Origin of the sequence: Muriicola sp. (assembly GCF_041567615.1) — a bacterium.
Lineage (GTDB): Bacteria > Bacteroidota > Bacteroidia > Flavobacteriales > Flavobacteriaceae > Muriicola.
This window is the reverse complement of record NZ_JBFGBM010000021.1, coordinates 1-21,822: the sequence shown is the minus strand read 5'-3', so window position 1 is coordinate 21,822 and position 21,822 is coordinate 1. Positions and strand designations below refer to the sequence as shown.

Sequence of the window (21,822 nt, the reverse complement as noted above, 5' to 3'; positions counted from 1 at the left end):
GTACTCGAGGCGGGACTTGAACCCGCACGGACTAATGTCCATTGGATTTTAAGTCCAACGTGTCTACCAATTCCACCACTCGAGCCTCTGCTTGCGCAGCGATCCTACCATTGGTAGAACGTGGATTTTATCTGAGCGAAAAACGGGATTCGAACCCGCGACCTCCACCTTGGCAAGGTGGCGCTCTACCAACTGAGCTATTTTCGCATGTTGACAGAATAACGCATCTCCGACAGATGCGGACGCAAATTTAATACAATTCTGTAAAATCCAAAGAACTTTAAAGGGAAAAAGAACAGGGATAAACCCGGAATATTATCAGGAAGTGGCTTTTTTGTTCTTGGTGAGCAACCGCTTGATCTCATTGAGTTTCATCAGGGCTTCCACCGGCGTGAGCGTATTGATATCGAGGGTAAGGATCTCTTCCTTGATCTCCTCCAACAAGGGGTCATCCAGGTGGAAGAAACTCAACTGCATCTCCGAAGCGGCGGCCTGCAGTTTTCCGGTAAGTTCTTCACTGGAATGACTTTGCTCCAGTTTTTTCATCACCTTGTTCGCCCTGTGTACCACCTGATGTGGCATCCCTGCCATCTTCGCCACATGGATCCCAAAACTATGGGCGCTGCCTCCTGGGCTCAGTTTTCTAAGGAAAAGGACCTTGTCCTTCAACTCCTTTACGCTGACATTGTAGTTTTTGATGCGTTCAAAAGTAGCGGCCATCTCGTTGAGCTCGTGATAATGCGTTGCGAAAAGGGTCTTGGCCCTCGTGGGGTGCTCGTGCAGGTATTCCGCTATGGCCCAGGCGATCGAGATCCCGTCATAAGTGCTCGTCCCCCGCCCGATCTCATCGAGCAACAGCAAACTGCGCTCCGAAAGGTTATTCAATATGGAGGCCGTTTCGTTCATCTCCACCATAAAGGTGGATTCCCCGAGGGAGATGTTGTCGCTGGCTCCTACACGGGTAAAGATCTTATCGACCATCCCTATATTCGCCTCCTCAGCGGGGACGTAGCTGCCGATCTGGGCCAGCAAGACGATCAGGGCCGTCTGCCTCAGAATGGCTGATTTTCCACTCATATTGGGCCCTGTGATCATAATGATCTGTTGGTTCTCCCGGTCAAGGACCACGTCATTGGGTATATAGGCCTCTCCGGGGGGGAGTTGTTTTTCAATGACCGGGTGCCTGCCCTGTGTGATGTGGAGGGCCGTAGAATCATTCATGACAGGAGCCACATACCGGTTCTCACGAGCCAGTTCGGCAAAGCCACATAGGCAATCCAGGGTGGCGATCCCTTTGGCCGTCTCCTGTATGGGGTTGATATAGGCATGCATCCAAAGGACCAGCTGGGAGAAGAGCTGTTGTTCCAGCTCAAGAATGCGCTCCTCCGCCCCAAGGATCTTTGCCTCGTATTCCTTCAATTCTTCCGTGATATAGCGCTCTGCACTGACCAGGGTCTGTTTCCTGATCCAGTCTTCGGGAACTTTATCTTTATGGGTGTTCCTCACTTCAATATAATACCCGAAAACATTGTTTGAGGCGATCTTTAGGCTGGAGATCCCGGTGCGCTCCGTCTCCCGGGCCAGCATCTGATCCAGATAGTCCTTCCCTGAGGTGGCCAGACCTCTGAGCTCGTCCAGTTCTGCCGAGAAGCCCTGGGCTATAGTGCTGCCTTTCCCCACTTGTACCGGGGCCTCTTCATTGAGCACTTCTTTGATCCGATTCCTGAGTTCTTCACAGGTGTCTAGCCCCTGCCCGAGTAGATCCACTGCCTCGTTACCTGTTGCGGTGATCAGTTGCTTTACCGGAACCACAGCTTCAAGGGAGTTTTTGAGCTGTACCGCCTCTCTGGGGTTGATCCTACCCGTGGCGATCTTGGCGACCAGTCTTTCCAGGTCTCCCATTTTTCCAATTCCCGCCTGAAGTTTCCGAAGTGCCCCTTCCTCATTAAGGAAATGTCCGATGGCCCTGTGCCTGGCACGTATCTTCTCCAGGTCCTTCAATGGGAAGGCCAGCCACCGCTTTAAAAGCCGTCCTCCCATGGGAGATTTGGTCTTGTCTATCACATCGAGAAGAGTAACCGCTTCCGGATGGGGGGAGTGGTAGAGTTCCAGGTTACGGATCGTAAAGCGATCCATCCAGACATGGTCTTTACTCACTATACGCACCAGTTTATTGATGTGCTGCAGCCTCTTATGCTCGGTCTCCGAAAGGTAGTGCAGGGCCGCTCCGGAGGCAATGATGCCCAATGTGAGGCCGGCAATCCCAAATCCTTTCAGGGAGGATGTCTTGAAATGTTTGCAAAGGGATTCTGTGGCATAATCCTCCTGGAAGATCCAGTCTTCCATTAAAAAAGTATGATAGGCAGAGCCGAAACTCTCCGAAAAATCGGTCTTGTGCTTTTTGGAGATCAGGATCTCACTGGGATTAAAATGCTGCAACAAGGTATCCACTTCCTCTGCATTGCCTTCCGAGGTCAGGAATTCCCCTGTGGAGATATCCAGCATGGTGATTCCGTAACCCGAAGCACCAAAATGCAGGGCACAAAGGAAGTTATTGCTTTTCGAAGACAGGATGTCATCGTTCAGGGCTACCCCCGGGGTAACCAGTTCGGTAACCCCCCTTTTTACAATGGTCTTGGTCTGTTTCGGATCTTCGAGCTGGTCACATATGGCCACCCGCTGCCCGGCTTTCACCAGTTTGGGTAGATAGGTATTCAGGGAATGATGAGGAAAACCGGCGAGTTCAGTGCGATCACCCCCGTTGTTTCGCTGTGTCAGGATAATGCCTAGGATTCGTGACGCTTTCACCGCATCTTCCCCAAAGGTCTCGTAGAAATCACCCACCCGGAATAGCAACAGCGCATCAGGATACTTGGTCTTGATGGTGTTGTATTGCTTCATCAGGGGGGTCACCTTCCCGGTTTTTTTCATTTCCTTTCTTTTTGAACAAAGGCTGAGGCCTATCTTTGCACCCGTAAGACGAAAGTACCGATTTGCCCCTGGAATGTAAATAGTTGTTGATATTTTGGGATAACTTGAACCCTCTTTCGAACTCACGGAAATCTCATGAGAAAACTGCTGAACAAGGAACTCGACCGACTGGATGTAAAGGCCTTTAAGGAGGCCGATAAGACGCCCATAGTCCTTGTCCTGGACAATATCCGAAGCCTACACAATATAGGCTCCGTATTCCGTACGGCAGATGCTTTTTTGGTCAAAAAGATCTACCTCTGCGGGATCACGGCCACCCCTCCCCACAAGGATATCCGGAAAACAGCCCTGGGGGCCACCGAAAGTGTCAGCTGGGAATACCGAAAAGATTGCCTGGCCCTGGTCAGGGAACTGAGGGAAAGCCATCACTGCCTGGCCGTGGAACAGGCTGAAGGTGCTCTTCCCCTGAACGAATTTAAGCCCTCAATCGATAAACCCTATGCCCTAGTCTTTGGCAATGAAGTGAAAGGGGTGTCCCAGGATGTGGTCAACGCCTGCCACAGCGTACTGGAGATCCCCCAGGAGGGAACCAAACACTCCCTGAACATTGCGGTAAGTGCCGGGGTAGTGGTATGGGATTTCTGGTGTAAACTCAGAGAAAAGAGGGATAAAAGCTAGGGGTCTTTCTATTTTTTTTGTACGACCTGTGAGGCTGCCGTAAAGTCAAGGATGCGGTCCAGGACGTGTTCGTAATCCCTGGGACTCTGCACAAAGTCGAGCTGGCTCACATCCAGGATCAGCGTCTTTTGCTCGGGATAACTCTTGATGAAGTCGAAGTACCCCTTGTTGATCCGCTCCAGGTAGTCGGCCTCGATCTGCTGCTCATAGGTGCGCCCCCTCTTCCTGATGTTTTCCAGCAAACGATCCGTGGTCTGGTAGAGGTAGACGTAGAGGTTGGGTTTTCGCACTTCCCTGTACATGAGGTCAAACACTTTCCGGTACAGTCTGTACTCATCGGGCTGGAGGGTGATCTTGGCGAAGATCAGGCTTTTATATACGTCGTAATCGCTCACCATGAATTTCTTGAACAGGTCGAACTGAGAGGTGTCTTCCGTAAATTGCTGGTAGCGGTCGGCCATAAACGACATCTCAAGCGGGAAGGCGTATCGGGCCTGGTCTGCATAGAATTTGGGTAAAAAGGGGTTGTCCGCAAAGCGCTCCAGGACGAGTTTGGCCTTGTAGTCCTCTGAGATCCGCTGGGCCAGGGAGGTTTTCCCTGCACCGATATTACCCTCAATCGTGACAAAGTTTAAATCGGCGAATTTATCTTCCCAATGCGGGTGAAGTTTGATCCCGGTCTTGGTGAGGACCGAGTCGTCCCGGCACTCCTGCAGCAGGTTACGGGTATCCTTGCCCAGGACGGGATGGTAGAACTGAGGCGCAATGTCGGCCAGGGGTTTTAGGACAAACCTCCTCAGGGGGATTCCCGGATGGGGTATTTTCAGTTGTTCACCGTCCATGACCAGGGTATCGTAATAGAGGATGTCGATATCGAGGGTGCGTGACCTGTACCCGCCTTCTGATGATCGTTCCCTTCCCAGGGATTTTTCGATATGCAGGATGGTCTCAAGCAGTTTTTCCGGCGATAAAGAGGTCTCCAGTGCTGCACAGATGTTGAGGAAAGGAGCCGAATCAAATCCCCAGGAAGGGGATTCATAAACCGATGAGATCTTTCGCACAGGCCCTGCCATCTGTCCGAGCAGGAACAAAGCCTTCTGAAGGAAATAGACCCTGTTTCCCTCGTTGCTTCCCAGGGATAAATAGACCGTATGAGGAGGTGCCATAATTCTGGCAAATTAATGAAAAAGAAATGGATTTAAGGACCTCCATTCACTCGCTTTCCACCGATTGTTCACAGGCAGGGCGGGCCTCGTGACATAGCGGTTGCCTATTGGGGCATTTTGTGAAAATATGCATCCAGAAATCAGGGAGATAGGCACTTTCACTATCTTTGGCGGGACTAATAGTTCTAAATGAATTTTTTAAGAAACTTACTGGCAGCTATTCTGGGAACCCTGATCGCTTTTGGGATCATGTTCTTCATGTTCCTCATTTTTATCAGCCTGGCGAATGTGGAAGAAGGAGTCGTTGTAAAACGGAATTCCGTCCTCGATCTCCAGATCAAAGATCCCATCAATGATTATACAGGCAGTAACGAGAGCGATCCTTTCGCGGGACTTTTTCAGGAAGCTGTAGGGCTTGATGACATCCTTCATGCGATTGCGGTAGCCAAAGATGACGACAGGATCAAAGGAATCAGCGTCAGGAACCAGTTTGTGATGGCCGGATGGTCTCAGGTAAAGGCCATCAGGGATGCCCTCAGGGATTTCAAGGAGTCCGGTAAATTCGTGTATGCTTATGCCGACCTCTACATGCAAAAGGATTATTTCCTGGCCAGCGTGGCCGATAGCGTTTATCTGAATCCCGTGGGGAATCTGGATTTCAGGGGCCTTTCTGCTGAAGTGTTGTTCTTTAAGGAATTACAGGAAAAAACAGGAGTTAAGATGGAGGTGGTCAGGCATGGAAAGTACAAAAGTGCCGTGGAGCCTTTTCTCCAGGATGAAATGAGTGAGGAGAACCGCACTCAGATCCGTGAGTTGCTGGCATCCCTGTGGACGAGTATTGTGGATGATATTTCCTCAGACAGGGGACTAACCTCTGGTGATCTCAACGCGATAGCAGATTCCCTTGGGGGAAGAACACCCGCTCTGGCGCTTAGGAACCGACTTGTAGATGGGACCTTGTATACAGACGAGTACGAATCCCGGATCAAAACCGTCCTCGATATTTCAGAAGAAAAGGATATCGATTATGTAGAGCTGTCGGACTATTTGAAAGAGGCCCGAAAGAAGTCGGTCTACAAAGGAAGTGATCGGATTGCCGTGATCTATGCGCAGGGTGAAATCTTCTATGGGGAAGGGGGTCCGAACTTTATCGGACAGGGACTGATCAACAAAGCCCTGATCCGTGCCCGGGAGGACAAAAAGGTAAAAGCCGTCGTCCTCCGTGTAAATTCTCCCGGAGGGAGTGCTCTTACATCCGATATTATCTGGAGGGAAGTCGTGCTCACCAGGAAGGAAAAACCCGTAGTGGTTTCCATGGGAGATGTGGCCGCCTCAGGAGGGTATTATATTGCAGCAGGGGCGGACAAGATCCTTGCTGAGCCCACGACCATCACCGGTTCCATAGGGGTGTTCGGGACTATTCCCAACATATCGGAACTGGCTAAAAACCTAGGCATCAATGCGGAACAGGTAGAAACCAACAGAAATTCGACGGAATACTCCCTCTTTGAACCCATGAGCCCGGAATTCAGGGGAGTGGTCACGGAAAGTATAGAAAATACCTACCAGACCTTCCTCCAACGGGTGGCAGAGGGCCGGAAGATGTCCATGCAAAGGGCAGACAGCCTTGCCCAGGGGCGTGTGTGGAGCGGAACTGAGGCGCTGCAATTGGGCCTTGTGGATCAGCTCGGAGGGCTGGATGACGCCATTGCAGAAGCCGCCGCCCTGGCCGATATTTCATCCTTCAGCGTCCGTCGTTATCCCAGGTATAAATCCAATTTCGAGATGTTGATGGAGGACCTCTCCGGCGCCAGCGAAAAGGCCAGGGAAAACCTTTTGAAGTCCGAACTGGGAGAAGAGGGATATCTTCTGTACAGGGAAGTCAGGAATGCTGTTCGTCAGAAAGGAGTACAGGCCAGGTTGCCTTTCAGCTTAACCATCCGATAGAAAATGACGGAAAAGGACAGGAGGGTTGCGTATAAGATCTATCTGTACCTGGGGGCGCTGTTCATCACCTCCCTGGTAGTCTCCAACCTTATCTTCCAGAAATTCTTTTACTGGAGGCCCTTTGGGGATATTTCGGTCTTTGGCGCATCCCTTTTCGAGATCTCTGTGGGGATCCTTCCCTATCCCATCACCTTCCTGATCACCGACCTGATCTCGGAGATATACGGAAAGAAGAAGGCTAACCAGATCGTGACCGCCGGGATCTTTGCCTCTTTCTTTTCCATGGGCATTATTTTACTGGCCGAATGGGCCCCTGCCATTCCCGAGTCGCCCATTGGAGATGAGACCTTCAGGAAGGTCTTTGCCCTTTCCCCAATTGCCGTACTCGCTTCCATGATCGCGTATCTGTGCGCCCAGTATGTCGATATCGCCATCTATCATTTCTGGAAACGGGTGACCAAAGGGAAATACCTGTGGATACGGAACAACTTCTCCACTTTCCTGTCCCAGTTCATAGATACCTTTACGGTGGTAGGCCTGTTATGCGTCTTCGGGGTACTGCCCTGGACCCTCTTTACAGGTCTTGTGATCAGCGGCTTTCTTTTTAAGGTTTTTATAGCACTGATCGACACCCCTTTTCTTTATTTTTTCGTATATATTCTCAGGAAGCGTTTTGGATTGAAGATGGGCGAGGAGATCGCTCTCGATATCTGATCCCGTTTCAGCTCTAAATCTCATTTCATGAAGAAAAAAGTTGTAAAAATTACAGCAGCTGTCCTGCTGGTCCTGATAGGGGCGATCATCGCCCTGCCCTTTATTCTTGAAGGCAGGTTTGGTCAGCTCCTCAAAAACAAAATCAACAACAATATTACAGGCACCTTCGATTTTTCGGATGCAAAACTCAGTCTGATCCGCAATTTTCCCAATGCAAATCTTCGAATAACGGATGCCGTTTTGACCACTGCAGCGCCTTTTGAGGGAGATACGCTCTTCAGTGCTTCTGAGATAGAGCTGTCCCTCTCGGTATTTGAGTTGTTCAAGGAGGCATCAGAACCCATCAAACTCCAGAAACTGAGCCTCGACAGGGCTTTTATCAACATTGTATACGACGAGGAGGAAAGGCCTAATTACGAGATCGCCAAAAAGACGAATTCTCAGTCGGAGGAAACATCAGGGGATAGCGGATTTACACTCGACCTGCAGGAATACGGGTTCAGCGATTCCCGCGTTGTTTACAACGACAAGGCCGGGGGCATCTACCTCGACGTCTCCGGGATACAACACAGGGGTACCGGAGACCTCTCACTTAAAGAATCCCAGTTGGATACCCATTCTGAAGGGTACGTGAGCCTGAGTATGGATGGGACCGAATACCTCAACAAACACAGGGTTTCCCTCGATGCCCTCCTGGGGATCGACCTGCAGACCAATACCTACACCTTCCTGGAAAACACAGGGCAGATCAACCAGTTGCCCCTTGTGTTCAAAGGTTTTGTGAGGGTAGAGGAAGAATACAACGAAGTAGACATCACTTTTGAGACCCCGTCCTCTGACTTCCGGAACTTCCTGGCCTTGTTCCCTGAGAAATACTCCAAAAACATCGCAGAGGTATCTACCACGGGGGAATTTGTTGTAATGGGTGAGTTCAAAGGCAAGATCGATGATGAGCATATCCCTGCTTTTCGCATCGACATACGTTCCGATAGGGCTTCCTTCAAATACCCTGACCTGCCCAAATCAGTTGACAATATAATGATCTCTGCATTGGTCATCAATGAAACAGGCCTGACGGAAGACACCTATGTGAAGGTAGACAAGGCTTCGTTCAACATAGATCAGGACCGTTTTGCCATGGAAGCCGAAATAAGGGATCTGACCGGAAATACCCGTGTCAGTGCACATGTTGACGCTAACATGAATCTGGCCAACCTCTCAAAGGCATATCCCTATGCCGCAGAACAAAACCTGAAAGGCCTTTTGAAGGCTGATGTGAACACGGCTTTTGACATGGCTACCCTGGAGAAAAAACAATATGCCAAAACCAGGACCTCAGGAAGGCTGAGCCTGGAGGGATTTGAATACAACAGCGAAGAACTTACCGCCCCGGCCCGTTTCCAATTGATCTCTATCGATTTTAAACCTGAGAGGATCACTCTGAACCGAATGCAGGGAAATGTGGGCAAGACGGATTTTGATATTACCGGTACCCTCAACAACCTGCTGGGGTTTATGTTTAACAAGGAAGATGTGGAAGGCAATTTCAACCTCAATTCAAATACCTTTTCCCTCAACGATTTTATGGTAGAGGAGCCCGAAGGACGAAAAGGAGGAGGTGGGGAAGCCGGGCAGGCAGCTGTAAAGATCCCGTCCTTTCTCAACTGTTCTATCAATGCAAGGGCCCAGACCGTCCTATATGATAACCTGGTCCTCAGGGATGTTCAGGGTACGATTAGGATCAAGGATGAGACCGCCACCCTGAACAATTTCTCTTCTTCTATTTTCAATGGTAAACTAACCCTGGACGGCACGGTTTCCACCAAGGGAGAAACGCCCATCTTCGACATGAAACTAGGGGCGGAGCAATTTCAGCTTTCGGAGGCCTTTGCCAACCTGGACCTTTTGAAGACCCTTGCACCCGTTGCGGCAGCCCTGCAGGGAAAACTGAATTCCAGGATTTCTCTCTCCGGAAACCTCAGTCCGGAATTTACTCCTAAACTCCAGAGTATCACGGGCAACGTACTGGCGGAGATTCTGGAGACAAGGATCAATACGGAGAAATCCAATGTGCTCAATGCCATGGCTTCCCAGCTCCAGTTCTTTGAACCCGCAAAACTCAATTTGAGCGGTCTGAAAACTGCCCTGTCTTTCAAGGAGGGGGTGGTAACGGTGAGACCGATGACTTTTACATACCAGGACATTTCTATTACCGTAGATGGAAGCCACACTTTTGACAACCAGCTCAATTACCGAGCCCGTCTCGATGTGCCTGCACGTTATCTGGGTGCTGAGGTGAACAACCTGATCGCCAGGATCAATGACAACAGCCTTCAGAACCTGACAATCCCTGTTGGGGTAACCGTAGGGGGTGTCTATAACAATCCCCAGGTAAAAACCGACCTGACTTCAGGAGTCAGGGATCTGACAGCCAGCCTGGTAGAGATTCAGAAACAGAAACTCGTCAACCAGGGAAAAGCCAAGGCATCTGACCTTTTGGAAGGCCTCCTGGCCGGGAAAAAAACCGACAGTACAAAAACGAAAACTTCTCCGACCGATGAGGTAAAGAAGACTTTAGGGAACATCCTGACTTCGGGTACAGTGAAAAACGATTCCGTTAAGCGGGATACTACTGCTGGCGGGAAAGCAAACCAGGCAGTAAAGGATGCCGCAAAATCAGTTTTAGGAGGTCTGCTTAAGAAAAAGAAAAAGGATTCTACTACCGTGAAGAAAGATTCCGTCAACTAAGGCTCAGGGAGACATAATAACCTTCGCTTCCCCTGACATTAAAGACGGTATTGTCCTCAAAGAGGAGATACTGGCCTTTTATTCCGGTGAGTTCTCCTTTGTACTCCGGGGTCTTTTCCAGATTGAGGCTTTTTACTTTTTTAGGGTAATGCAGGACAGGAAACCTGAGTTCGGTCTCCTTATTGTTCTCGATATAATAAGGCGCTGCCTCTTCTGGGATATAGGGGCGTAACTTATCGCGCCAGCCCACCAGGTCTTCATCGTCCACATCATTGGTCAGCATCTTGCGCCAGTTGGTCTTGTCTGCGATATGATCTTTTAGAGCAACCTCCGTGATCCCGGCCAGGTATCGGTTGGGTACTTCCACAATCTCTATGGCCTCATGGGCCCCCTGGTCTATCCATCGTGTGGGCACCTGTGATTTGCGGGTGACCCCGACCTTGATATTGCTCGAATTGGCCAGGTAAACAATATGGGGCTGCAACTGCATCTTTTTTTCGTATTCCAGGTCCCTGTCTTCCTTCCCGAGATGGGCGGTACTGAGCTCCGGGTGCATGATCCAGTCGCCCGCAGCGGGGATCTCAAAAAAGCAGGTCCTGCAGAATCCCTGCCTGAAGATCGGCCTTTCCAGGCCACAATTCAGACACTGGTATTTGAGAAAGGAGATCTGAAGCTGTTTGCCCAGTACCTGGTTCACATTCAGAAAATCAGTTTCGAACAACAGGTAGTATTGGATGGGGTCCCCGATCTCGGTTTTCATTTTGCGTAAAACTCCTTCGAACTGCATAGACTTGTTTTTATAGAAATTCCACTAAAAATTCCTACCTTTTCACACCTTATAAATCTGGCCAAAGATACCTAAAAATGCCCATTCCACTCTTTAATTCTATAGCCTCCTGGCTGCTGAAAAAGCGGTTTCACCAGATAGAGCTCTTTCTGAAATACCCTGCTGAGGTACAACAGGAAGTACTTGAGCAGTTGCTGGAGATAGCCGAGGATACTGAGATTGGCAGGCGATATGAGTACACTTCCATTGAGAATTACGAGGAGTTTAGGGCGAGGGTGCCCATCAATGCCTATGAGGACGCCGAACCCCTGATCGAACGCAGCAGGAGGGGGGAGCAGAATATCTTCTGGCCCACCGCCATCAAATGGTTTGCCAAGAGTAGTGGAACTACGAATGCAAAGAGCAAATTCATCCCTGTGAGCACAGAGGCCCTGGAAGATTGCCACTACAAGTCGAGTAAGGACCTCCTCTGCCTATATCTGAACAACAATGAGGATTCCCAGCTTTTTACGGGGAAAAGCCTAAGACTTGGTGGGAGCAAGGAATTGTACGAGGACAACGGGACCTTCTTCGGGGACCTCTCGGCCATCCTGATCGACAATATGCCCTTCTGGGCGGAACTCAGCAGTACTCCCAGCAACAAGGTCTCCCTGATGAGCGAATGGGAATCCAAAATGAAGGCCATTATACAGGAAAGTATCCAGGAAAATGTGACCAGCTTAGCCGGGGTACCTTCCTGGATGCTGGTCTTGCTGAATAATGTCCTGGAAGAGACCGGGAAGGAGCATCTCTTTGAGATCTGGGAGAACCTGGAAGTGTATTTTCACGGAGGAGTGAGCTTTAAACCCTACAGGGAGCAGTACGACAAGCTTCTGCCGAGAAAGAATTTCAGGTATTACGAGATCTACAACGCCTCTGAAGGGTTTTTTGCCATTCAGGACAGGAACAATGCAGAAGACCTCCTCCTTATGCTCGATTACGGGATCTTTTATGAATTTATACCGATGGATCGGTATGGAACAGAGGAGCAGCAGGCCATCCCCCTGTGGGAAGTGGAAATCGGGAAGAATTACGCCATTATTATCACGACCAACGCCGGACTGTGGCGGTATAAAATAGGGGATACTGTGAGGTTCACTTCCACGGACCCATACCGAATACAGATCACAGGACGAACCAAACACCATATCAACGTTTTTGGGGAAGAGCTGATCATTGAAAATGCCGAAAAGGCCCTGGAGCAGATCTGCCGGGAAACCGGTTCACAGATCAAGGATTATACCGTGGCTCCCATCTTCATGTCCGGAAAGGAAAAGGGTGCCCATGAATGGATGATAGAATTCCGCAAGCCGCCTGAGAGGATGAGCGACTTTACAAGATCTCTGGACAAGGCCCTGAAAGCATTGAATTCAGATTATGAGGCTAAGCGTTACAACAACATGACCCTGAATATGCCTACCATCCATATCGCCAGGGAAAACCTCTTCTACGACTGGTTGAAATCCAAGGATAAGCTGGGAGGCCAGCACAAGATCCCCAGATTATCCAATGACAGAGCCTACCTGGACGAACTGCTGCAGATGAATAGGTAGAAGATTACCTCTTTCAACCCCCGTTTTAACATACCTTATCGATAAAATACACCCGATCGTCAAAAAAATAGGCCTGCATCTCGGAATTATAACCAAATTGAAGCACCGTACTTAACCTGAACTTTAGAATCATGGCTGAAAAACTAGTTATCCTGTCCGATATGTGGGGGTCAAAGAAAGGTCTTTGGATCACATCTTACCTCGGTTACCTCCAACAATACTTTGACATTCAGTTCCACGACACCCAGCAACTCGCCGATGTGGATCTCGTAAGACTCAGCACAGAGGAACTTTACAAAGCCTTTAATGAAGGAGGGAAGGATATCGCCGTGAAGCAACTGCTTAAAAAGGAGAAAAAACCGGCTCATTATCTCACGTTTTGTGCGGGGAGTACGGTGACGTGGCTGGCAGCACAGAAAGGATTGCCCATTAAATCACTCTATGCCATTTCGCCTATAGACCTTCCCCTGGACGGTTCCGCACCTGCCTGCCCTGTACGTTTGCTGTACGGGGAGAATGACAAGGACCTTCCATCACAGGACTGGGCGAAAGACAAAGGGGTTTCCCTGGAGATCATGCCCCAGTTCGGACATGAGTTGTATTCTGATGAGAAGATCATACAGAAGGTCTGCCTGTCCCTCCTGGAAGCTGTGATCCACAAAAAATTCCAGCTCTAAGAGACCGCTTTTAACTTCTTGATGGTCTCGTAGGAAAGTTTTTCTTCGGCATAAGGCTTGGTTACCTTGAATTCCGTGTCATCGCTGCTCGGAAGTTCAAACATCGCATCTGTGAACACCGCCTCACACAGTGATCTGAGTCCACGGGCTCCCAGTTTGTACTCAATCGCCTTATCTACAATGTAGTCAAGGGCCTGCTCGGTAATCTGGAAGGTGATGCCATCCATGGCAAACAGTTTTTCATACTGCTTGATGATAGCATTCTTGGGTTCCGTGAGAATAGCCCTGAGTGTTTTCTTGTCTAGGGGGTTCATATGAGTGAGAACGGGTAGTCTGCCGATGATCTCGGGGATCAACCCAAATTCCTTCAGGTCTTTGGGAATGATGTACTGCAGGACGTTGTCCTGATCTATGTTCTCCTCTTTTCGTGAAGCACTGTAACCGATGGCCTGCATATTCAGCCTTTTGGTGATAATGCGTTCGATTCCGTCAAAGGCACCTCCGGCTACAAAAAGGATATTTTCTGTATTGACCTCAATGAATTTCTGGTCGGGGTGTTTTCTGCCGCCTTTTGGGGGTACGTTCACCATGGTACCTTCCAGGAGTTTCAGCAAGCCTTGCTGTACGCCTTCCCCGGAAACATCTCTGGTGATGGAGGGATTATCGCTCTTGCGGGCAATCTTGTCTATCTCATCGATAAATACGATACCCCTCTCGGCTTTCTCCAGGTTGTAATCTGCAGCCTGCAGTAATCTGGTCAGGATACTTTCCACGTCTTCCCCCACATATCCCGCCTCGGTGAGTACGGTAGCATCTACTATGGCTAGGGGAACATTCAGCATCTTGGCAATGGTACGGGCCATCAGAGTCTTTCCCGTTCCGGTCTGTCCCACCATGATAATATTGCTCTTCTGGATCTCAATCTCATCTTCCTTGGAGCTGGGCTGCAATAGCCTTTTGTAGTGGTTATAAACCGCTACTGACAATACTTTTTTGGTGCGTTCCTGCCCGATGATGAACGTATCGAGGAAATTTTTGATCTCCATCGGTTTTTTCAGGGTGAGCTCGGAGGAGAGGTCGTCCGTTCTGGATTGTTTGGATTCCTCTGCTACGATCCCATGAGCCTGTTCGATACATCGATCACAGATATGGGCATCCAGACCCGCTATCAGCAGGTTGGTTTCGGGTTTTTTCCGACCACAAAAAGAACATTCTAAGTTTTCCTTCGCCATTTTTCTCTGTACTATCTATCGGCTATTATAACGAAATATTTTGGCTTTTGGTTTACTTTCCGGTCCGGCGGTTGTATTTCGCGGACTAATAACACCTGCTGTTTTAATCCTTGTCTCTTTCCAGGATCTCGTCAATCATACCGTATGACAACGCTTCTTCGGCCTTCATCCAGTAGTCCCGGTCGCTGTCTTCATAAACCTTTTCAAATGGCTGCCCGGAGTGCTGGGAGATGATATGGTAGAGTTCGTCCTTGATCTTCAGCACCTCGTTGGCGGCGATCTCAATATCACTGGCCTGACCCTGTGCGCCTGACATAGGCTGGTGGATCATCACCCTCGAATGTTTGAGTCCGCTTCTCTTGCCTTTTTCCCCTGCACAGAGCAAAACGGCTGACATGGAAGCTGCCATTCCCGTACAAATGGTGGCCACGTCCGGTTTGATGAACTGCATGGTGTCATAGATCCCAAAGCCCGCATAGACGCTCCCCCCGGGGGAGTTGATGTAGATCTGTATGTCCTTGGAGGAGTCCGCGCTGGCCAGGAAGAGGAGCTGCGCCTGCACGATGTTTGCGACCTGGTCGCTGATCCCCGTACCCAGGAAGATGATCCTGTCCATCATCAGCCTGGAGAACACGTCCATCGCAATGGCGTTGAGCTGTCGTTCCTCGATAATATTGGGGGTCATATTCACAGGATACATGCTGCGCAGGATGTCATCGTAGTACAAACTGCTGATTCCCTGGTCTTTTATCGCGAAATTCTTGAATTCTTGTCCGTAGTTCATAGTTGGAAAATGGGATTAAAAAAATTGAGCCGAACTGTACACATTCGGCTCTGTAAAGATACTTAATTTTCATGAAAATCGATGACATGACAACGTCGGCCATCAATTTTACCACAACCTTAATACCCTGTCGGGCCCGGCCTTCCCCACTATTTTATCGGGGGTTAAAAATTTAACCGTAGACTTCTTTTACAAAGTTCTCGTAGGTGACCTCCTTTACTTTGAGGTTGGCCTTCTCCTTGTAGAGGGCCAGCAATTTCTGGCTCATGAGCTGCTCAGAAAGGCGTTTTACCTCTTCCTGGTTGCTCATCACTCTTCCGGCAATGGCATCGAGCTCTTCCTCTGCAGGATTCATCTGGCCATACTGAGCCATCTGGGATTTGATAAAGCCTTTGGTGAATTCCTTCAATTCATCGTAGGTGAGTTCAATGTTGTGATCCTTGATGATCTTACCTTCGATCAGCTGGTACCTTAACCCCTTTTCGGACTTTTCGTATTCATCATTCGCTTCTTCCGGAGACAAGGGTTTTTCACCAGTCATCTGAATCCATTTTTTCAGGAATTCGGTGGGCAGTTCGAATTTGGTGGTTTCGATCAGTCGTTCCGTAACATCGTTCAGCAATTTCTGATCCGATTGCTGTTCAAATTGTTTCTCGGCATCTGTCTTCAAACGTTCCTTTAACGCCTTCTCGGAGGTCACCTTGTCCTTTCCGAAGAGTTTGTCAAAGAGTTCCTGGTTGAGTTCTGCGGGCTGGCGCTCGTTGATCTCCTCGATGGTGAAATTCACTTCAATGTCGAGTTTATCAGCCTTATCCCTGTTGATCCCAAGTGCACCTGAGAGCAGGTAATCTTCTTTAAAGAGTCCTTTGGTCTTTAAGGTCACGGCCTCTCCTGCTTTTTTGCCAAGGAGGCTCTCCAGAGCCTTCTTGCTTTTGATCTTGTCGAGTTCGAGGGTCGACTTGTGGTCGATCTCCTCAGCCTCATTGAAGAAGGTTCCCGTAACCTCGTCCTTTTTACCCACATCTTTTTTGGAGACCAGTTTTCCGTATTGCTTCCTTATACGCTCTAACTGCTCGTCGATCATCTTTTTATCGGCGACGATCTTGTAATGCGTAACGGGCTTTTTGGTTTTTAAGGTCGCTTCGAATTCCGGTGCCAGGCCCAACTCAAATTCAAAGGAAAATTCCTCCCGGTCCCAGTCGAAACTATCCTGCTGCTTTGGCAGGGGATTGCCCAGTACGTCCAGTTTTTCTTCGTTGAGGTACTTGTTCAGGTTGTCCTGCAGTAATTTATTGACCTCGTCCACCAGGACAGCCCGGCCGTATTGCTTCTTGATCAGGCCCATGGGGACCTGACCTTTCCTGAATCCGGGGATGTTGGCCTGCCTTCGGTAATCCTTTAATATTTTTTCCACCTTGTCGTGGTAATCCTCTTTGCTGATGTTGACCTTGACAACGGCGTTGAGGTCATCGATCTGCTCCTTGCTAATGTTCATGGATAAATGTGATTTACGTCCCTAAAAGGGAGGCAAAAGTAGTACATTTTACACTGGGGAACAAGTTTTTAGAAACTTGTCTGACTTTGTAATCACTGGGTCCTTTCCGGTTCTTTCAGGGCAGAGAAAAACAGGGATTGCAGGAAAGATAACAACAGGCTGAAAAGCAAGGCCCACCAAAAATTTTCCACCGAGAAACCGGTCACCAGCCAATCGGCCAGGAGAATGATGACAGCGTTGATGATCAGCAGGAACAACCCGAAGGTCAGGATGGTCACCGGGAGGGTGAAAATGACCAGGATGGGTTTGACGATAAAATTGAGAAGGCTGATTACCAGGGCCACAATGACGGCGATCAAAAACGAGTCGACCTGCACCCCGCTCAAAAGGTTGGCGAGCAGGACCACTGCCAGGGCTGAGAGCAGCATTCTGAGTATGAATTTCATAGATATAATATTTAGAGATATAAAAAGGCACGCTTTTAAAAGCGTGCCTTTAAATTATGAATTTTTCTCGTTTACTGAATATAAAGTCCTGTGTAATCCAACGGATCCACGCCGGGAAGGTTTGAGCCGTATTTGGCGTTGATCGTCTCAACGATCAGGTTCGCCACCAGGGCGTAGCCCCTTGGGGATGGGTGAACCCCGTCCAGGGAGAATCCTCCTCCTGTGCCATAAGATGCAGTGATGGTACTTCCGTCACTAAGGGGAATCCCCACATCTGCAATGGTCTGCAGGTAAGCGTTGGCATCTACAAAAGCCAGGTCATAGGCCTGGGCCAGGGCAGCAATCGTCTGGTTATAGGAGGCTGTAGCGGTAGCTACGGATGCCTGTTCATCCGGAGTGAGGACCCATTTGTCTGCGAGCGGAAGAGAAACCCCTTCTACAGAGAACTGGCCTGCCAACTGAGTAGATAATCCCTGGGCCACAAGGTTTTGTACCGAAGTGGTATTCACAGTTCCTATGACACTAGCGCTGGGAAAGACAATGAGATCTTCCGGAGTAGCCTGTCTGGATTGGCCGTAGGTGGCTCCCAGTAAGTTGGCCACCAGAGGTGCGGCCTGAGGGGGTAACCCGAACTGGGCGATGAACGCCTCAAAGGCGGGTCCATTGGCCAGTAAGGCACCTGCTATCGTGGCTGAGATATCCGCCAGGCTTTCATCCCTGATCACAACCGGACTTGCCTCGGTCTGTGAGAAGACCACTATGCGGTTGGTCTGTCCGATCGCGGTGTAGATCTGGTTTAACGTTCCGAAAATGGTATTCAGCAGCGGTATTTGGGGTCCGAAAGCCGGATTTGTCGGATCGAGCGGATTATGAGGCACAGTGGTGAAATACGGTATGGTGGTGACATCAGGCAGGTTGATGACCACACCGTCTGCTCCGTTCGCCGTCATGGTCTGCAACAGGCCGTCGTATACACTGGCAAAAACATTGGGATCCGTAATATCATTTCCCCCATAAGTGCTGGGATCCAGGTTTCCTGTCTGGTCTACCCCGGATCCTCCTGAGGTGGCAAAACTGAGTATGTCGTTATTCCCTATCCACAGGGTAAAAAAGGTAGGGTTTTGCACAGCGGCATCGCCTATGATGGTAGCAGAGGCAGAGCTGGCAAAACGGGCGTAATAAGGATTGGCTAATCCCACAGGTACCCCGGCCAGGTTACCATATCCCGGGGCCACCATGTGGAAGCTTTTGGCTCCCGGTACCCCCATGTTGTTAAAGGGACCTGTAAGTGTATTGCTGATCTCAGTGGAACCCTGACCTGATACTGGTACAGGGGTGGGCGAACCAGTAGCAAAGGAGAGGATAAGACGGTTACCTAGGATTGGAGTCCCGTTGAGCGTTGCTCCTCCCAGGTTGTCAGCCATAAAAGGAGTTGAAAAGGAGCCTCCTCCTGCCAGGGAAAAATTCTGGGCCAGCATGTTCGGGTAGGACGCGGTCTGCCCGTCTATAAACAGGGCGGCATCTGAATATCCGGCTGTCAGACTGTTGCCCAGGGCCACGTAATTTGAAAAGTCGGCCGTCCCGCTGGTGTACGTTATGGGTTCCGGTGGAGGAGTGGTAGTGATCGTAGCGTCGTCATCACTACAGGAAATAAAAAGCAGTCCGAAGAATGCCAGAAGGGCAAAGAGCTTTTTCATTGAGCAGTATTTGAGTTGATAGTACGTAATGAATGTCAGTGGTCTCAAATTTAACCAAAATTATGACACACGCAATTTTGCCCTTGTAGAATTGACAATCCTTCGGCAAAAAGGGATTCGTCTTAAGAATTCAGAAAGGCCAGGGTGATTTCCATAAATTGGTCGGGGTTTTCAGCATGCAGCCAGTGACCTGCATCTTCCACCGTTTTGAGAAGGGCTCTGGGGAAGTGGTTTTTGATTTCGGGCAGATCCCCTTCCTGAACGTATTCGGAACGGCTGCCGCGGATAAAGAGGGAGGGCCCTTCGTACCGTTCTGTACTGCCTATGGATTCTCCAATCTCATTCATCCTTTCAGCCAGGACCTCCAGGTTGAAACGAAAGGCCAGCTGGTCCTTTTCTTTCCAGTACAGATTCTTCAGAAGGAACTGCCGTATCCCCCAGTCCCTGATGTAGGCCGACAGGGCTTTATCGGCATCTGTTCTTGAGCCCAGGTCAGCGGGTTTCAGGGCTTTCAAACCCTGCAGAATATAGTCGTGGTGGGGAGGATAGTATTTTGGGGCGATATCTGCCACAATAAGGCTGCTGACTTTTCCCGGATTCGTGCAGGCGAACTGCATCGCGGTTTTGCCTCCCATGGAATGCCCGAGTATGTGGGCTGAAGAGATTCCGCGCTCAACCAAATAGGCTTTGATATCCTGTGCCAGGACGGTGTAGTTGAATTCTTCGGACCAAAAACTCCTCCCGTGGTTCCGCTGGTCTATCAGGTGCACTTCAAATCCCTCTTCAGCGTAGCGGGTCCCCAGGGTCTTCCAGTTGTCAGACATGCCCAGAAAACCGTGCAGGATCAGCAGGGGTGAGCCGGAACCCAGTACATTGGAATACAAACTACTCACGATATCAATCTGTGTTTGTACATGTTTATCACATTCTCGAGGCCCAGGTAAATGGCCTCACAAATCAGGGCATGGCCGATGGACACTTCCAGCAGGTTTGGAATGCCCTTGCTGAAATAAGCGATGTTGTCCAGGCTGAGGTCGTGCCCGGCATTGATGCCCAACCCAAGGGAATGGGCAACCCTGGCAGCCTCTGCGTAGGGTGCGATGGCCCTGGCCGGATCAACTGCAAATCCCCTGGCGTAATTTTCGGTGTAGAGCTCTATGCGGTCTGTGCCTGTTTCGGCGGCGCCTTCCACCATGGCAGGATCAGGATCCACAAAAATGGAAGTACGGATACCTTTAGCCTTGAAGGCGCTGATCTTTTCCTGCAGGAAGGAGCGATGCTTTTTGGTGTCCCAACCTGCATTGGAAGTGATGGCGTCCACGGCATCAGGAACAAGGGTAACCTGAGCAGGGACTACCTCCAGCACCATCTCCGTAAACTTGGGGTTGGGATTCCCTTCTATATTGAATTCCGTTGTAAGCACTTCTTTGAGAGCGTAGACATCGGCGTACCGAATGTGCCTTTCATCCGGCCTGGGATGCACCGTAATACCGTCTGAGCCAAAGTCTTCTATATCCTGTGCTACTTTAACCACATCGGGGACATTTCCTCCCCTGGCATTCCTGAGAGTGGCAATTTTGTTGATATTGACACTGAGTTTCGTCATGGAGATCATATCATCGTTGAATCGGCGCAAAAATACGAATTAGGCATACCTTTTGATCTTTTTAATTAGTAATTTGCGATAATTTTAAAGGTCATGTCGATAGAATCCCATATCATCCACACCATCCCGGTATTTGACATCCAGGATCGGCTTGAAGAGCCCATACACTTTTTCAAGAACAGCATCTATTCACATGTGGCCGTCACCGAAGACCAGAAATTGCTGGGCTTGCTTTCGGAAAATGACCTCGAATCCTTCGAATCGGGGGAAAAAATCTCGAGCTTCAAAGCCAACCTGGAATCTTTCTACGCCTCAAAGGAAACTTCATGGCTGGATGTGCTGGAGCTCTTTTCGAGGAATGAGGCCAACCTTATTCCCGTGCTGGACGAGGAAGCCCACGTAATGGGGTATTACGACCTTAACGATTTTGTGGGGGTTTTTATCGACACTCCTTTCTTTAAGGAACCCGGCGCCATCCTGGTGGTAGCCAAGGGTATCAAGGACTATTCCTTTAGCGAGATTGCCCAGATCGTCGAAAGCAACAACACCAAGCTTATCGGGGCCTTTATCACGGATGCGCGCAGCGAGGTGGTACAGATCACTATCAAAGTGGGCACCAACAATTTCAGCGAGGTCGTGAACACTTTCCGCCGTTATAACTATTCCATCCTCTATGGGAACAAAGCCGATCAATTCCTGGAGGACCTCAAAGAACGCTCTGATTATCTGGACAAATTCCTGAACGTATGAAAATCGCCATTTACGGTCAGGCCTTTCAGGACAATGGTCTTACCTATGTCTTCGAATTGCTGGAAGAACTGGCCGGAATGGAATCACAGGTGGTCATAGAAGCCGATTTTTTACAATGGCTTCGCACCCATCAAAAGAATATATCTTACCCGACGTTCGACCACCATAAGGGTCTCAGCAGTGAATTCGACCTTTTTGTGAGCTTCGGGGGAGACGGCACCATCCTGCGCGCCGTCACCTATGTCGGCGATCTCGGGATCCCTATTGTGGGGGTCAATACAGGCCGACTCGGATTTCTTTCCACCTACAAGAAAGAAGATGTCAGGCAGTTGGTCCACCAGTTCAAAAGGGGGGATTATGTGATTGTGGAGAGGAGCCTGGTGACCGTGTCAGCAGATCCTGAAATAGAGGAATTCAAAGGGATGAACTACGCCCTGAATGAGGTCACGGTCAGCCGGAAGGACACCACTTCCATGATCACCATCGAAACCCACCTGGACGAGGAATACCTCACTTCTTACTGGGCAGACGGGCTTATCATTTCAACCCCTACAGGATCAACAGGCTATTCG

General features: G+C 49.6%; 18 protein-coding genes and 2 tRNA genes. 8 read left to right on the top strand and 12 right to left on the bottom strand.

Annotation, left to right across the window (positions count from 1 at the left end):
- Position 1 precedes the first annotated feature (1 nt).
- The 3 genes from ABYP73_RS02715 to mutS all read right to left on the bottom strand — a co-directional run bounded on the left by ABYP73_RS02715 (position 2) and on the right by mutS (position 2,931).
- A tRNA-Leu gene (locus ABYP73_RS02715) sits at positions 2 to 85 on the bottom strand.
- 49 nt (positions 86 to 134) lie between these two features.
- A tRNA-Gly gene (locus tag ABYP73_RS02710) sits at positions 135 to 207 on the bottom strand.
- A gap of 111 nt (positions 208 to 318) precedes the next feature.
- Entirely contained in the window at positions 319 to 2,931 is a 2,613-nt protein-coding gene (gene mutS, locus ABYP73_RS02705) for a DNA mismatch repair protein MutS (protein ID WP_372973369.1), read from the bottom strand.
- A 135-nt stretch (positions 2,932 to 3,066) separates the two neighbouring features.
- On the opposite strand from mutS, the gene ABYP73_RS02700 reads away from it, so the two are divergent.
- Positions 3,067 to 3,609, top strand: a complete 543-nt coding sequence (locus ABYP73_RS02700) for an RNA methyltransferase (RefSeq protein WP_372973368.1) — start codon at positions 3,067 to 3,069, stop codon at positions 3,607 to 3,609.
- Between the two features lie 8 nt (positions 3,610 to 3,617).
- On the opposite strand, the gene folK is transcribed toward ABYP73_RS02700, so the two are convergent.
- A complete protein-coding gene (gene folK / locus ABYP73_RS02695) occupies positions 3,618 to 4,775 on the bottom strand; it encodes a 2-amino-4-hydroxy-6-hydroxymethyldihydropteridine diphosphokinase (RefSeq protein ID WP_372973367.1) in 1,158 nt (385 codons plus the stop codon).
- Between the two features lie 189 nt (positions 4,776 to 4,964).
- Between folK and sppA the strand changes: the two genes are divergently transcribed.
- The 3 genes from sppA to ABYP73_RS02680 are packed head-to-tail and all read left to right on the top strand — an operon-like array spanning position 4,965 to position 10,184.
- Positions 4,965 to 6,722 (top strand): signal peptide peptidase SppA, encoded by a 1,758-nt coding sequence (gene sppA / locus ABYP73_RS02690; RefSeq protein ID WP_372973366.1) that lies wholly within the window; start codon positions 4,965 to 4,967, stop codon positions 6,720 to 6,722.
- A 3-nt stretch (positions 6,723 to 6,725) separates the two neighbouring features.
- Positions 6,726 to 7,436: a queuosine precursor transporter gene (locus tag ABYP73_RS02685; protein ID WP_372973365.1), complete on the top strand. Its 711-nt coding sequence runs from the start codon at positions 6,726 to 6,728 to the stop codon at positions 7,434 to 7,436.
- Positions 7,437 to 7,463: 27 nt separating this feature from the next.
- Positions 7,464 to 10,184, top strand: coding sequence for an AsmA-like C-terminal region-containing protein (locus ABYP73_RS02680; RefSeq protein WP_372973364.1), 2,721 nt, complete (start codon positions 7,464 to 7,466; stop codon positions 10,182 to 10,184).
- On the opposite strand, the gene ABYP73_RS02675 is transcribed toward ABYP73_RS02680, so the two are convergent.
- The gene (locus ABYP73_RS02675) at positions 10,177 to 10,971 is read right to left on the bottom strand and encodes a DUF2797 domain-containing protein (protein WP_372945043.1); all 795 of its coding nucleotides are present in this window, start codon (positions 10,969 to 10,971) and stop codon (positions 10,177 to 10,179) included. The genes ABYP73_RS02680 and ABYP73_RS02675 overlap by 8 nt on opposite strands.
- A 77-nt stretch (positions 10,972 to 11,048) precedes the next feature.
- Here ABYP73_RS02675 and ABYP73_RS02670 point away from each other — a divergent pair, with 77 nt between their 5' ends.
- A complete protein-coding gene (locus ABYP73_RS02670; RefSeq protein WP_372945044.1) occupies positions 11,049 to 12,563 on the top strand; it encodes a GH3 auxin-responsive promoter family protein in 1,515 nt (504 codons plus the stop codon).
- Between the two features lie 131 nt (positions 12,564 to 12,694).
- Positions 12,695 to 13,240, top strand: a complete 546-nt coding sequence (locus ABYP73_RS02665; protein WP_372945045.1) for a hypothetical protein — start codon at positions 12,695 to 12,697, stop codon at positions 13,238 to 13,240.
- On the opposite strand, the gene clpX is transcribed toward ABYP73_RS02665, so the two are convergent.
- From clpX to ABYP73_RS02630, 7 genes are all read right to left on the bottom strand, one after another.
- On the bottom strand, positions 13,237 to 14,472 hold the full coding sequence (gene clpX, locus ABYP73_RS02660) for an ATP-dependent Clp protease ATP-binding subunit ClpX (protein WP_372945046.1): 1,236 nt from the start codon (positions 14,470 to 14,472) through the stop codon (positions 13,237 to 13,239). The two genes, ABYP73_RS02665 and clpX, sit on opposite strands and share 4 nt — an antisense overlap.
- 103 nt (positions 14,473 to 14,575) lie before the next feature.
- Positions 14,576 to 15,256, bottom strand: coding sequence for an ATP-dependent Clp endopeptidase proteolytic subunit ClpP (clpP, locus tag ABYP73_RS02655; RefSeq protein WP_372945047.1), 681 nt, complete (start codon positions 15,254 to 15,256; stop codon positions 14,576 to 14,578).
- Between the two features lie 172 nt (positions 15,257 to 15,428).
- Complete coding sequence (gene tig / locus ABYP73_RS02650) at positions 15,429 to 16,751, bottom strand: trigger factor (protein WP_372973363.1); 1,323 nt, start codon at positions 16,749 to 16,751, stop codon at positions 15,429 to 15,431.
- 92 nt (positions 16,752 to 16,843) lie between these two features.
- Entirely contained in the window at positions 16,844 to 17,197 is a 354-nt protein-coding gene (locus tag ABYP73_RS02645) for a phage holin family protein (RefSeq protein WP_372945599.1), read from the bottom strand.
- Between the two features lie 71 nt (positions 17,198 to 17,268).
- A complete protein-coding gene (locus tag ABYP73_RS02640; protein ID WP_372973362.1) occupies positions 17,269 to 18,894 on the bottom strand; it encodes an SGNH/GDSL hydrolase family protein in 1,626 nt (541 codons plus the stop codon).
- 122 nt (positions 18,895 to 19,016) lie between these two features.
- Positions 19,017 to 19,787 carry an alpha/beta fold hydrolase gene (locus tag ABYP73_RS02635; RefSeq protein WP_372945601.1) on the bottom strand — a complete coding sequence of 257 codons (771 nt, stop codon included), beginning with the start codon at positions 19,785 to 19,787 and terminating at the stop codon, positions 19,017 to 19,019.
- Positions 19,784 to 20,500, bottom strand: coding sequence for a pyridoxine 5'-phosphate synthase (locus ABYP73_RS02630; protein ID WP_372945604.1), 717 nt, complete (start codon positions 20,498 to 20,500; stop codon positions 19,784 to 19,786). Before ABYP73_RS02630 ends, ABYP73_RS02635 begins: the two co-directional genes overlap by 4 nt.
- A gap of 93 nt (positions 20,501 to 20,593) precedes the next feature.
- Here ABYP73_RS02630 and ABYP73_RS02625 point away from each other — a divergent pair, with 93 nt between their 5' ends.
- Complete coding sequence (locus ABYP73_RS02625; RefSeq protein WP_372945602.1) at positions 20,594 to 21,250, top strand: CBS domain-containing protein; 657 nt, start codon at positions 20,594 to 20,596, stop codon at positions 21,248 to 21,250.
- The coding region (locus ABYP73_RS02620; protein WP_372973361.1) for an NAD(+)/NADH kinase at positions 21,247 to 21,822 on the top strand (576 nt) is incomplete at its 3' end. The genes ABYP73_RS02625 and ABYP73_RS02620, both read left to right, overlap by 4 nt.